Origin of the sequence: Anabaena sp. PCC 7938, from assembly GCF_049315035.1 — a bacterium.
GTDB classification, from domain to species: domain Bacteria; phylum Cyanobacteriota; class Cyanobacteriia; order Cyanobacteriales; family Nostocaceae; genus Anabaena; species Anabaena cylindrica.
Genome location: NZ_CP186034.1, coordinates 3,274,547 through 3,287,227, shown reverse-complemented (window position 1 = coordinate 3,287,227; position 12,681 = coordinate 3,274,547). Strand labels below are relative to the sequence as shown.

Genomic DNA, 12,681 nt, shown 5'->3' with positions numbered 1-12,681 from the left:
TATGTTTCCCATGGGCGCAGTTCGCTGAAAGCGTTCCCCAAGAGTAGGAAGAAAAGAGATATGATTTTTAAATGTGAGCGTATTTTGTCTGATGTTGTGCTAAAATTTGTTCTGCTCTAGGTTTATAAATTAGATGAAATAATGTTTCCATATAGCGATCTCTTGCGTCGTTGTCTGCGGGTGCGATAAAGTTCCAAAAACTAAACATTTTAGCTAATAGCAATAATTGTTCTGTGTGTGATTTCCAGTTGTATTTATGGCGAATTCTGGCAATTACTCCTTGGGATGTTTCTGTCCAATATTCTGGGTTATGATCACATTTGTCTAAGAAAGTAATAATTGTTTTTGCTGTTGCTTCTAAATTTGTTGGGTTAATGTGAAATCCATTTTCTCGATCTTCTATAATTTCTAATGCTCCACCAAATTGAGTTGCAAATGTTGGTAAACCGGAAATCATTGCTTCTAAAATACTGCGTCCAAAGGCTTCATAAAGAGCAAAATGAATATAAATACCTTGATGGTCAGCAATTATTCGATAAGCTTCTCCGATGTTGCGACTAGGTAAACGCATTCCTATCCAACGAATTTGACCTTGCAGTTGATATTCGTTAATAATGTTGTGTAGTTTTTCAATTTCCTTTGCTTCTTCTAAATTTGTGGCTTCGTCTGAATATAATTTACTACTTAATAAAATCAGGTTACACCGATTTTTTAATTCTTGACTTTTACCAAAACATTCAACCAAACCAGTGAGGTTTTTAATTGAGGTGATAGGTGCAACTGCAAAAATTGGTCTTTTATTAAAATCGTCTATGTTACCGAGGATGTGAGTATCTTCACGGCTAAAAAGCAGTTCTTTAATTTCTTGGCTTTCTTGATTATTTCTATTTTCTGTTTGGCTATAGGGGAAAAAGAAGGTTTCACTTACTCCCGGTGGCACCATGTTGAATTTAGGATTAAATAAATCAATTCCATCCACTACATGATATAGTTGGGACATGGTAAAACATTTATATGATTCATATTGTCCTATTGTGTCTGGTGTACCGATAATTTCTTGATAGGACGAGGCTATGATAAAATCAGCAGCATTCATGCTAATTAAATCGGCAGTAAATTGGGCAGAGAAGTGATATTTTGCTTCTAAATCTTGCCAGTATAAGTTACTAAATAGGTGTTTTGGTTTTTCTAGGGAATGAGCGATATTGCATTGAGTAACTTTCAAGCTACGGGAGAGGAGAAAAGCGACTAAATTACCATCACTGTAGTTACCAATAATTAAATTAGGTTTTCCTTTGAACTGTACTAATAATTCTTTTTTGGCATCTTGAGCAAATTTTTCTAAATAAGGCCAAATTTCAAATTTAGAAATCCAGTTATTCGTAATTTCTGGATCTGAATCTGTAAATGGAACCCGCAAAATCCAAGCATTTTCTGTATTGTTAACTTTCTCTAAACGCAAATCACAAAATGTACCTTCGCAGTTGGGGATAAGGCGTGTTAAAATAATTACGTGAGGTTTGATACCCAGTATGTCAAGACCAGCAAGTTTAATTTCTGCTTGGAGTTTGTTTTCTAAACTGCGTGCTTGTTCAAGGACATAGATAACTTGTCCTAATGTTTCATCTCGTCCTAAAACATCCTCTTGCGCTACCCAGCCATGTATGGAAACGAGAACGACTCGAAAAACTGCGGGAATACGTGCTACAAAGGCTTCGAGAATGGAAGGTTGGGGGGTGTCGATAAGTCTTTGCAAGAGTTCTAGAGTTTCTCTAATTCGCCCTGCATTGTCACCCCAACCGGCTTCTAGACCGAGTTGTTGGAGGTGAGGGCGAAATTCCTCATAGGGTTGGTGAGGGGGTCTTTCAGTTAAAAAATTGATGGCTGGTTTAATTTGTTGGGCTAGGTCGATTCCTGAGTGAATGCGATCGCTAATTAACAGCTTCACGCCATTATAGCGTACCCCTTGCAATGCTTGAAATAATAGTTGTAACCAGTATTTTGGGTCTGTGATAAATTGATTGCATAGATAATGATTCAGGAAAGTTAAACCTTGGCCAATGTCTCTGGGGTCGCTAATTTTGGGGGATTGTTGGTAAAAGGGGTGGAGGTCAATTTCTAGTAAATTCGGTTGATAACGGTTGACTAAGCGATCGCACTCATCTAAAAATGCTTTAGGTGTCATCAAATCAAAACTAGTAAAATCTGCGGAGAGTTTCCACACTTCTTGAGTAGCTATTTTTGGTCTGGCTACAAACCAAGTACTTTCCCTGTCCAGAATTATTTCGTGGGTGTAGTGTATCAGTGTCCCCAGGGAAGAAGAATGATAAAAGTAAGCTGGCTTTTGAGATTGATGACAGTAATTAGTAAAAGCTCGTAAAATTTCATTCCTCAAAAAGTAACGTTTAGTCCCAGTATCTAAAGTAAAGAGAAACTGACTTAGTGAAGTTTTTTCTTCACCATTTAAAATAGCTTGAAATAATTCATACATAAAGAATTACCGAACTTGAGCTAGGTGAAAATCCCATTTTTCTCTCTCGAACACTATTGTTTTAGATGATGGGTTGGGTTAAGTATGTGCCTTTGATCGTAAAATATTTGTAACAATTATCGCGTCTAGCTGAAGAGTGAAAGTCAAAGTAGTTCTTTAGACATAGGACAAAATTAATTAAGAATTATTTTATCTAGTTTGTGCAATTGCTAAACCCACCCAAAAAACCGTCTCAAGGTTAAATACGTTGGGTGCGTTGGCGATAGCGTAACGCACCGTAAACTTGATTAATGGTGCGTCACTGCTTTGCCTAACAAACCCTACAAATACTTAGATTTTTTTCAAATTCAAATACTATTTATATCGAACTCTTATTTGATTTTTGTTGGCTTAACCTTCCCTTTGGTTTTAAAAACTTAGTACACTTTTATTCCTTCTTCCCTATTCCCTATTCCCAACCTACACGAATAAATATGGCTACGCCACGCTACACAAACAGGAAAGAGATCGGATCAATCTGGTAGATTTACAGACTACTGATAAATAATGTAAATAGCTATTAACTCTCTTTCTATATAGATTACAGCAATTTTATTAATCTAAATATTCAGGTCTACATCGTGCATCAAATTGACCATTAATCACAGTAAATATACAACTATTGCGATTATTATTTTAACCTTATTATTCTAATAGCGGCTAGTTGCAATTTTGTAAACGCCTCTTGTGACAGTATTTAAATAGGCATTTTATAGATAGACAAAAAATTCTATAATCTCTACTTTCTTTTGGATAAAATTTGCCAAATTGGCTAAATTAGTTCCAAAAAAATAGTATTCTGCATATCATGTGACTGTGTATGTTCCCTATTTTTTAATTGCAAAATTGACTTAGGCACTAAAGTACAGGCTATTTGTCTAGAATTTGCATCATGGATAAGATGAAAGTAATGATTAATAAAATTTCTGACTTACAAACTCAAACAAGTCAAATCACAACTTGTCATAATCACGAGTTGTTAATGATACATACAAACCAAAAAATGGGACTAACGTCAGCACTAAGTTGTGAATTAAACAAGCACTGCTATTAAACTTTTTTAGAGCAGTACAGAAAATAAAAAGTACTTTTGTGTAGCCAAAAATCCTGTTGATATTTATATGAGTTTAAATCTACCCAATCTTAAATATCAATCATCTAATATACATCCGTGGCTAATCAAAGTAATTTATATAGGACTTATACAGATGTCATGTAAATGTCTCTTGTCGGCTAAGTCAGATGTTGAATTTTTGTTGATTGTTACCAAATTATTGGGTCTGAAAAACCCTACTAATATGCCAGTTACCTAAATTCTGTCATGCACTCTCTATATTTGGATGATCTTGAGGTAGCAACAAGTGATAACTAAATGTTTTTACTTGTATTTTTAGCCTCTCTAAAACACATCATCCTCCCAGAAAATATGTAACGCCAAATTCCCCAATTATACAAGTTATATCAGGGTTAGTCATGAACTACCGAGTTTCTCCTTCTCAAACAAATGTTCAGAATGTTATTACTCCTGAAGAATTAAATCAGGTAATTGAAGCTATTGCTGATGGTCGATATTCCTGGGCTTGCGTGCTAATTTTACGTTTTATTGGCTACAATCCACTGCATTATATTCCCCAGCGTACTTATAGCCGTTTAATGAAAGAAAATAGCCAAGTTGTGACAACATCAACATCTACTAATAAACAGCAATTACACACTGTAAATAGCACACATTGTATCGGTTCATCTCAGGCTTTTAGCAATAACTAATAACTAGAATTGGCTGAAGTGGGCTGTAATACCATTTCAGTCAAAAATTTTTCTGGACTCAATCAGCACTTTCAACAATAACTCCACCATAGTTTATGAACTCCTCAAAGGTGGGTTGGGTTTTAGCTAAGTTCATGGTTGTGAAATGGGAGGGGTTTATATTTTTACGATAATCTATTTTTAAAATTGTTGGCTTGATTTTAATCCCCTTGCGGGGAAGAGAGATGGGATAGAAATTAATCTAATTAATTATCCAGCATCTCACGGATTAATATTTCCGTCGTTGCATGGAATCAATCTATTAAATGGATTGGACTCCAATTCAGCATAGGACGAGAGTTTGTTTCCGTCCCCTTGCGGGGAATTTCACTCACAAACTATTTTATCTTATCTAAGATATCTTTTATCTGTTGTAATTTCTCAAAAGACTTACCTACTTCTGATTCGTGTCCTTTGAAATAATCTATTGCACTAATGTATTTTACACCTTCCAAGTATCTAGCTTTTTGACTTGCGCTTTCCAAGTCATTATAAAGTTTCTCCAAGCTCCTGTTATCAAGTTTCTTTGCAAGTTTACGAACATAGCCCCGACGAGAGTCATGGGGGGATTTTTCCGGGAATTGACTTGGTATGTCATCTCCTCTTTGACAAGCATAATACTCTACCCAGTGCAGTGCTGCATAAAAACACATAGTTACCGACCAATCAGGATAAATTGTTTCGATACTGCGTGCTGCATTTTCATTGTTTTGAGCTTGCACAAGGTAGCGTTTACAAGTCATGATTTATTCGCAAAGCCGATCTAAAGGTGATTAAAGCTCAATGAACTTAGGAGAATTACTTGACCACATTTTTGGTTTACTTACTACCGTATGTTGTTTCTTATCTGAATCGGCTATTACCTCATCTTTTAGTAAATAAAATCTATCTACTATCTGAGGGCGAAAATACCATTCTTCAGCAGAATCATCTATTAATTTCCATTCACAGTCAATGACCATATCCTGAATTTTATCCCAGATTTCATCTGATAATTCGGTATCCGGTTTAGACCTAATTTTAAAATCAATCCAATGAATATCGGGGAAACTTGTTGCTATTGCTATAACTCTTTCTACTCCTTCTATTTTTTCAACTAGTTCTTCAACTAATTTTTGTATTTCAGAAGGAATCAAGGCAGAGCTTTTTGGTGCTTCTGAATGAATTAGGCGTAAATGAGACGAATTGCGTTTAGTCCAAGTAGTCTTAGTTTCAAGTTTTTCAGACTTTGGTAATAAACTTCCCTGCGTTGAACTTCTGCTATAACTCATACTTCTCCGCTTAAAAATTCGTCTAGTCTATCTCTCAAAAATTCTGCGTGCTGTCGAGTAAAAGCAAAATTTATAGGCTGTGCATTTAATAATTCTTGCTCATCTTCAGCAAAGGGACTTTCTGAAAGCATTCCTGCTATTAACATCCGATGTTTCTCATCAATTGCAACACGTACACCAGTAACAAATAACACCTTATTTTGTTCTTGTTTAGTCATAATTTACTTTTAATCTCTACTTTTGCTAAAAAGCTAGAGAGCTAAATGCCGTCTTTCAAACTAGATTTACTCTCTCTCAAATTTTATAGTAGCTCTACAAGAAGTAGAGCTAACCATAATCAAGCAGGCTTTTTGTTAGGCTACTTTAATAATAAAAGTAGGATTTAAAGCCAGGGAAATGGGAGAATAAGTAATAACCTGGAGTGTTACCTGAGACTGAGTAACAGTTTTGTACTGTTGTTGAAAAGATTCACAATGCGTCCATGCAGAATACGAGTCAAATCCTATTTTGAAGTTTGACCTTGATTCAGTCATAATCTAACCTCTAAAAGCTACGCCTCGATTATAAGCCATTTTCCAGTCAATATCATCGAATTTCGCAAGACTTTGAGAAAAAACTACCCACTAAATACATTTCACGCTTTTAATACTTCCATCATCCTTCAGAGTAGTAATTTTAACATTTACTACCTGTCCTTCCTTGAGAGAAGTTGCTTTTTTCGGTTCTTTCTCAGTCAGCTTAATTGTTCCTAACATCTCATAAGTTACTTTATTACCTTTAACAGCAAGTACAGTAGCATCTAAAACTTGATCAATTTCAAACTTTTGCGATTGAAACAATTCTGCAATTTCCGCTTGACGTTCGGAAATTTCTTCAACCTGCAATATTGGGAAAATAGATATTTCCTCAATGGGACTAAACTTGTAATACCGCATCAAACGCATAGCCCAGCCTAATATTTTTAACATAGTCTGGGCGTTGGTTTGTTGGTTTTGCAGATATTGATTACAGGCACTTTCTATACTGCGGTAGTAACCTGCGGTGCGGCCACTGTGTCCAATTTGTCTACCATGAGTAACAAGAGTTTTCAGGTAGCTAAAAAATCGTCGTCCTGCGTCGGGTTGGTTAACAATACTCCGCAAATATGCAATAACTTTTCCTACTTCATTAACATCCGTTTCTTCTTTAACCAAAGTTATGGCTAAATTATGTGCAAGTTGGGATTCTTTTTCTGTTAAAGATTCTGTAGTTAACATTAATACATTCCTTCTGGTGGTTCTCGGTCGGTTGGATAGCGTAGAACTTCTGCAAGTTGCTGGAGTTGGGGAAGTTGCACGAGTTGGGAATGTGCAGTTCTAATTTTAGTTTCAATAAATTTTTGCAGTGCGTCTCCTGTGAGAAGATGATCATTGCTGGGGGTGTAGCTACAATAGTGCGATCGCAAATCCTCAAAATTTTGTAAAATCTTAGCTTGGGTAAGTTCTACAGTCATTGTCCCCATCCCAATAGGTTTACCACCACCAATTTTCAAAGCAATGGGATAATTAGCATCTTGTCCTAGAACAATAAATAATGTTCCTAATTCTTCAGGTTTAAGATTTTTAAATTGCAATTGAGTTGTAAAACTGTATTCTCTAGCAGCTTGTTGAACTGCAATTCCTTGATTTTGTCCTTTTTCAATAGCGCGAATTGTATGATAATAAAACTTACGTCCAGCAACTTTTCCCCTGGTGTTAAAATACGCGCTTCCGGGTTCAGGACGCGGACGATACAAGGATGGCATAAATCCTGTATTAAAACCCATGCTTTCACATTTAGCATCATTAAATTCGATTAATCCTTGCCAATTTAAAGCCCCAAATACTTGACTAGCAGGACATAAGTGTTCTTTATTTGGACAAGGTAATCTTTCACTGGGTATTTTATCCCGATATCTTGAAGTAACTACTGCAAGAGTGCTATTTGTAATCGCTTCATACACCGCACGAATGCAACCTTTAAGAGAACTTCCTTGAATTATCAAATGTTTATCAACTCCTTGTCCCATTGTTTTAATTAAAGGTACGCGAGTTGCAATATCGTTACCAGGAACAACTACACCAGTAGAAACATGAAGTGAAGTTTTAACTGTCAGCTTTAAAAATAAAGTTCCATGCAGACGATTTTTATCAAATTTATCATGTCCAGCAGGATGTTCTAAACGTGGTCGTTCTTGTGGAAAAGAAACAAATTTATATGGTTTTTCTATTTTATTTATGTCCGCATCATCACGAGAAACTGGCTGAGAAGGTACGGCTTTTCGTGGTTTAGGTTTGGGTATATCTGTCATTTTAGTTAACCGTTAAAGCGATAAAATGAGTAGTTGCTGTATCAGCATCTTGGAAATATCTTTGTTTGATAGGCATTTTTTTTGTTATTTCTTCATGTTTGATAAGTTGATGATCTTCATCTTTAAAGATGAAACCTTTGGGAAACCTTGTTTCTTCTGGGTCATGTAAGTAGGCACTTCTATCAAAAATTGCCCAATTACCAATTAATTTTTCAAATCCTTGTAAGTTAAATTCCTGTTTACTAAGAATTAACACTTCATAACCCAATTTATATTTTTTCCATCGCATTTCACAGAGAGAATTGAAAACCTGTCCTTCTATTTCTCCTCTGTCTGCGGGTAATTTTTGACAAATTCCACTCACACCATGAGAGTAACGTAAAAAGTAATAATTATTTGGTGGTTGAGAAATTTTGGTAATTAAGTTATCGAGTTCATCAGATGATACCAATTGCTTATGATATATATATCCTGATATTAATTCTTGATTCATGCTTTTAAAACCTCACCCCAAACATTAACAGCACGTTCAAATAAATCTTTTACACCAGAATTAGTATTATTTGTCCATGTCAATTTTACACCAATTTTTAAATCCATAGACTCAGCATAACCTTCAGAATCTTGTTTATCTGGTTGACAAAAGCCATATTTATTCAGATTCTTCTTTAGTTAAAAATTCCCCTGCACCGAGTAAATAATTTGCATCCCATTCTTGGGAAGATCCTAATTGATGAATTTTTCTCTTTTCACTATCTAATACACATCCTGGATACTGTACTACAGCAGAATTATATTTAACTTCTACAGTTCCTAAACCGCGAGATTTAGCAAAACCTAAACCAAACCAACCATCATTTAAATCTCGTAATACTAAACCTATTAAACCTAACTGTGCAAGGGTAAAGTTTTTTAAATGTATTTTAGTTTTAAATTCTCCCGCAGTACAAACTTGATAATTAAATGGTCCAACAGCAACAGAACCAAATACTCTATCTATTGCGACACCATTACGTTCTTCTAATCTCAGTTGTTTGATATCTTCTGGATGTGCATCTTCTATTCTGATTCTACTAGCAATAGAGGTATTACCAAAAATTTGGTCAGTAAATGAAGATTGTTTATATACTTCGTGACTTGCTAAATCTTTAGGTAAATAATCACCTTTCATTGGGTCACTTGCCCAAAGTTTTTTGGTATTATTATCACTTCCTACTGTTCTCACAATTCTTTCAGCATGAGCGCGAATAGCACCTTTTAAACTGCTACCTGGTAAATAAATTGACCATCCATCCTTATGAAATGTTCTGACAAATTCCATATCAGGATTTGTGGGGTCTGCTCCTTCTTTACCAGATTTAATGAGAATGGGTCCATCGGGAATGATGCTTAAATCTATGGTGCAGTGATTAACAAATTTTTTGTGCATAATATTATTTTAATCAGGTAAATTTAAGCAGCAGATAAAACTAAATTATTTAGCTGTAATTCAGATTGTTGGAATACAAAATTAACAACAGCAAATAGTTTATCTAGTTCTTGAATTGTGTAATAAGTGCTATTTTTGGTGAATTTATCATTTTCTAATTTACCGAATTGCCAGCGATCTCCGTTAGAAACAATACCAAAAATAATGATTTGATATTCTCCATTTAATCTTTGCGCTGCGATCATTTCGGCTAAACATTGCGCCCAACCTCCTTCAAAGTTATCCTGTTTGGCTTCAACTAAAATAAAGTATGGTTTATCAAAGATAACTTTACCTAAAGGAGAACGTTTAGCTAAAATATATTCAGGAAATCCTGATAATTTTTCATCATAGTTTAATGATTGATGACTCCATAAAACAAAGTGTTGACGGTAGGTTTTCCAAACTTCTTTGATAACAGGATAAATGAGATTTTCACAGATAGCAAATTCTGAATTATCAACAACAGCATCTCGCATCATCAGTTCTAAATCTTCACGGAAGTAATCAGAAATCTTAAAAGCAATTTCGCTGATAAAATTGTCTTCTGTGTAGGTAACTTGAAATGCTTTGAGGACTTCACCGATGGTTTTGAAATTACTGAAAGCCATTTTTTACCTCTTCACTATTGTGCTTGGGTTGCGGTTATAGAATTATTAGATATATTATCATCTGTCAAGTGCTTGATGAGTGCTTGAGTCCAAATATCCTTGAAATTTTTACCTTCTTGATAACTAGGTAATTTATCTCCTATTCTACTATTAACTAATTCTGTCAAATATGTTAATAATTTTTTTGGATTGTTATTAACATCAAGCCACCACATCTCACTAATATCTAGTTTAACAACTCCCAAACCGCGAGAACGTCCACCACCAAGAGGAATTTGTTCTGTTTCAAATTGGTGTAACCCAATCATTAATAATCCCAGTTCCCAAGGTTCTGCATTTTCCACCACTGCACGAAATTGAAATTGTGTTCCTGCTGGTACTACTTGGAAGTCATAGAGTTTACCATTTACGGCTGTTTCGGTGTCTCTATCAATTGCTACTCCATCACGTTCTTGATATTGTCCAAACCATGTATCAGGTACTACAGTCAAATCGCGGACTTGAAATTTACTTGCTATCCAGGGAGAACCGAAGAGTTGAGATATCAAATCAGTCATTTCCACAAGTTTTTGTGTCAACTCCTCATCATTATCTTTGTGCTGTTCTTTTAAATCTTTGACGTACTTATTTCTAGCTGAACTAGTGAAATCAGCAGGATCTTCAGCAAAACTAGAATCAATTCCTCTAAGGAAACTTTCAAGACGGGATCTTAATGCACCTTTAAAGCTTGAACCTGGTATTAATGGTTGTCCTAATGCGTCTTTGATGACGGGTAAATCTGTTCCGATAGGTTCTGTAGAACGTCCCGCACTAATGCGTAGTGCAGTAATTGTTGTGAGTTTACCTGTGATTTCTAGGCGGTTTTTGAATGTGTCGAACATATAAATATACCACTAAATTATTAATTAATTGAGCCGGAGACAACTAAATATATCCTCAACAGATATCTCCCATTCTGTCAAAGAATTTAACACAGGTAAAATATCTTGATTCTGCTTAACTTCTGGTAATTGATTAGGTAAAAAAGTCATGATTAAGCGTTCTTGAGGATCAATAAGCCAGCCTAATTCTGTGCCATGCTTTAAGCAGAACAAAATATTATTAATTACACGGGTTGAACTTTGTTCCGGTGATAAAATTTCAATTGTCCAATTTGGAGGAATTGTAAACTCATTCTGAATTTCACCATTATCATCAAGAGGAATTAATTCCCAATTAAAAACACTGATATCTGGAACAATAGAACGACCTTCAAAGGTACAACGCAGTTCTGTAAATGCGCGAGCTATTTTTTTGGGTGTAGCTATTTGATTAATAGCGGGTGCTAAAAACGTTTGTACTGCACTATGTTTACCTTTAGGCATCGGTTTTTGGTAGATGTTACCATCAATATATTCACTCGCTGTTTTTGTTTCTGGTAGTTGCAGAAAGTCTGTTAAGGAGGTTACAGTGGAGACGGGAGTGGAGATCATATTTTTAGGTAATTTTTGAGGGAGTGGAACATGATTATATCTGTTATTTTTTGAGTAAATAATATTTAGGGGTTGTTATTAACTTCTGGTTCTTTACCATAACGGCGAAGATTTAATACACCAGATGAAGAAGTGCAGCTAACTCTTATACCTTGTGTTACTCGAAAATGAGCTATTCCACCTTTATTTTGATAAACTTCATATAACACACCACCATCACCTTTTAACGGTGCAGTATCACCATTACTTTTAATAAGTAAATGAGACACTTTAGCTAATGTTTCTTGTAATTTAATTCTCTCATTTTTTTCTTTTCTGCTGTCATAATCTTTTGTGAATGATGTTTCATACTTGATATATGGTAATTTTTCTAATAAATCACCGTTCAGAAAATCTCCTTTACTTCTATTCCAAATTAGCCTACCCCATGTGCTTAATGTGGCTTTATCATCAACAATAAATAATAAAGTTTCTGGAACTTTTTCTAGTATTTCTAAATTAATCCATGCACCTTGCGCCATTAATGTAAATTCTACAGGTTTAATTACTTTTGTATCTATTTTGATAGGTAGGCGAGGAATTGTAATTAGTTCTGAACTACCTTCAAATATATAGGTAATTTTATCAGCATAAAACATACCTATTGTATTAGCAAATCCTTGTATTGCTTTAAAGCCTCCTACTAAGTTGAAGTAAATTTCATAGCCACTATCTTGATAACCAGGAATTGTATCTTCAAACCAATTAAGTAGTTCATCAATACCTTGTGTAAAGGCTTCATCACTAATAGTTGAAAAACCTTTAGGTATATAATCGGAAATGCTTAATCCTTGTTCAGTTAAGAATGACTTTAATATTTCTGTTGTTACTTTATCTTGAGCAGTATCACTAGCTATTAACCAATGTATATCTTTCTCGGCTTGATTGATTTGATCTGTATATAGGCCATAAATTCCATTGAGTTCAGCACTAGCCTCACGAATTTTGTCAATATCATTACTATTCAGCTTTTCTTCTGCTCTTTCTTTGAGTTCTTCGATGATATCTGCTACATCTTCATGATATTTTTTAACTTCTTCAGAAGTACAATTAGCAGTATCTCGTAAGCGTTTATAATAGCCATCTTCATATTCTCGATCAATTTGATTAGTTAATAAACTTGTCCCAACTGTCGAAATTACTAAACGTTGCATA

At 34.9% G+C, this 12,681-nt stretch carries 12 protein-coding genes and 1 pseudogene; 1 reads left to right on the top strand and 12 read right to left on the bottom strand.

The features are described from left to right. Positions 1–67: 67 nt before the first annotated feature. Positions 68–2,491, bottom strand: a complete 2,424-nt coding sequence (locus tag ACOWPH_RS15175) for a sucrose synthase (RefSeq protein WP_015216214.1) — start codon at positions 2,489–2,491, stop codon at positions 68–70. Between the two features lie 1,512 nt (positions 2,492–4,003). Here ACOWPH_RS15175 and ACOWPH_RS15170 point away from each other — a divergent pair. Beyond that, on the top strand, positions 4,004–4,297 hold the full coding sequence (locus ACOWPH_RS15170) for a HetP family heterocyst commitment protein (RefSeq protein WP_015216213.1): 294 nt from the start codon (positions 4,004–4,006) through the stop codon (positions 4,295–4,297). Positions 4,298–4,674: 377 nt separating this feature from the next. Here ACOWPH_RS15170 and ACOWPH_RS15165 read toward each other — a convergent pair whose 3' ends face one another. From ACOWPH_RS15165 to ACOWPH_RS15115, 11 genes and pseudogenes are all read right to left on the bottom strand, one after another. Then, positions 4,675–5,079, bottom strand: a complete 405-nt coding sequence (locus ACOWPH_RS15165; protein ID WP_015216212.1) for a hypothetical protein — start codon at positions 5,077–5,079, stop codon at positions 4,675–4,677. 30 nt (positions 5,080–5,109) lie between these two features. Continuing rightward, entirely contained in the window at positions 5,110–5,607 is a 498-nt protein-coding gene (locus tag ACOWPH_RS15160; protein WP_015216211.1) for a hypothetical protein, read from the bottom strand. Beyond that, entirely contained in the window at positions 5,604–5,825 is a 222-nt protein-coding gene (locus tag ACOWPH_RS15155; RefSeq protein WP_015216210.1) for a hypothetical protein, read from the bottom strand. Before ACOWPH_RS15155 ends, ACOWPH_RS15160 begins: the two co-directional genes overlap by 4 nt. A gap of 405 nt (positions 5,826–6,230) precedes the next feature. Then, positions 6,231–6,863, bottom strand: a complete 633-nt coding sequence (locus tag ACOWPH_RS15150) for a hypothetical protein (RefSeq protein ID WP_015216208.1) — start codon at positions 6,861–6,863, stop codon at positions 6,231–6,233. Then, a complete protein-coding gene (locus ACOWPH_RS15145; RefSeq protein WP_015216207.1) occupies positions 6,863–7,936 on the bottom strand; it encodes an RAMP superfamily CRISPR-associated protein in 1,074 nt (357 codons plus the stop codon). The genes ACOWPH_RS15150 and ACOWPH_RS15145 overlap by 1 nt, the downstream gene beginning before the upstream one ends. Before the next feature lies 1 nt (position 7,937). After that, positions 7,938–8,429, bottom strand: a complete 492-nt coding sequence (locus ACOWPH_RS15140) for a hypothetical protein (protein WP_015216206.1) — start codon at positions 8,427–8,429, stop codon at positions 7,938–7,940. Continuing rightward, positions 8,426–9,365: pseudogene (locus ACOWPH_RS15135) on the bottom strand (RAMP superfamily CRISPR-associated protein). The gene ACOWPH_RS15140 and the pseudogene ACOWPH_RS15135 overlap by 4 nt, the downstream one beginning before the upstream one ends. A gap of 23 nt (positions 9,366–9,388) precedes the next feature. Next, entirely contained in the window at positions 9,389–10,015 is a 627-nt protein-coding gene (locus ACOWPH_RS15130) for a hypothetical protein (protein ID WP_015216204.1), read from the bottom strand. A 14-nt stretch (positions 10,016–10,029) separates the two neighbouring features. Next, positions 10,030–10,896, bottom strand: a complete 867-nt coding sequence (gene csx7, locus ACOWPH_RS15125) for a type III CRISPR-associated RAMP protein Csx7 (RefSeq protein ID WP_015216203.1) — start codon at positions 10,894–10,896, stop codon at positions 10,030–10,032. Between the two features lie 24 nt (positions 10,897–10,920). Beyond that, positions 10,921–11,487, bottom strand: a complete 567-nt coding sequence (locus ACOWPH_RS15120) for a Uma2 family endonuclease (RefSeq protein WP_015216202.1) — start codon at positions 11,485–11,487, stop codon at positions 10,921–10,923. Positions 11,488–11,552: 65 nt separating this feature from the next. After that, complete coding sequence (locus tag ACOWPH_RS15115; protein WP_015216201.1) at positions 11,553–12,680, bottom strand: putative CRISPR-associated protein; 1,128 nt, start codon at positions 12,678–12,680, stop codon at positions 11,553–11,555. Between the last annotated feature and the right edge of the window lies 1 nt (position 12,681).

What these genes read in the sequence shown, in the direction of transcription:
- ACOWPH_RS15170 (WP_015216213.1), top strand. Translation starts at nt 4,004, where the DNA reads ATGAACTACCGAGTTTCTCCTTCTCAAACAAATGTTCAGAATGTTATT.
- csx7 (WP_015216203.1), bottom strand. Translation starts at nt 10,896, where the DNA reads ATGTTCGACACATTCAAAAACCGCCTAGAAATCACAGGTAAACTCACA.
- ACOWPH_RS15165 (WP_015216212.1), bottom strand. Translation starts at nt 5,079, where the DNA reads ATGACTTGTAAACGCTACCTTGTGCAAGCTCAAAACAATGAAAATGCA.
- ACOWPH_RS15160 (WP_015216211.1), bottom strand. Translation starts at nt 5,607, where the DNA reads ATGAGTTATAGCAGAAGTTCAACGCAGGGAAGTTTATTACCAAAGTCT.
- ACOWPH_RS15175 (WP_015216214.1), bottom strand. Translation starts at nt 2,491, where the DNA reads ATGTATGAATTATTTCAAGCTATTTTAAATGGTGAAGAAAAAACTTCA.
- ACOWPH_RS15120 (WP_015216202.1), bottom strand. Translation starts at nt 11,487, where the DNA reads ATGATCTCCACTCCCGTCTCCACTGTAACCTCCTTAACAGACTTTCTG.
- ACOWPH_RS15130 (WP_015216204.1), bottom strand. Translation starts at nt 10,015, where the DNA reads ATGGCTTTCAGTAATTTCAAAACCATCGGTGAAGTCCTCAAAGCATTT.
- ACOWPH_RS15115 (WP_015216201.1), bottom strand. Translation starts at nt 12,680, where the DNA reads ATGCAACGTTTAGTAATTTCGACAGTTGGGACAAGTTTATTAACTAAT.
- ACOWPH_RS15150 (WP_015216208.1), bottom strand. Translation starts at nt 6,863, where the DNA reads ATGTTAACTACAGAATCTTTAACAGAAAAAGAATCCCAACTTGCACAT.
- ACOWPH_RS15140 (WP_015216206.1), bottom strand. Translation starts at nt 8,429, where the DNA reads ATGAATCAAGAATTAATATCAGGATATATATATCATAAGCAATTGGTA.
- ACOWPH_RS15155 (WP_015216210.1), bottom strand. Translation starts at nt 5,825, where the DNA reads ATGACTAAACAAGAACAAAATAAGGTGTTATTTGTTACTGGTGTACGT.
- ACOWPH_RS15145 (WP_015216207.1), bottom strand. Translation starts at nt 7,936, where the DNA reads ATGACAGATATACCCAAACCTAAACCACGAAAAGCCGTACCTTCTCAG.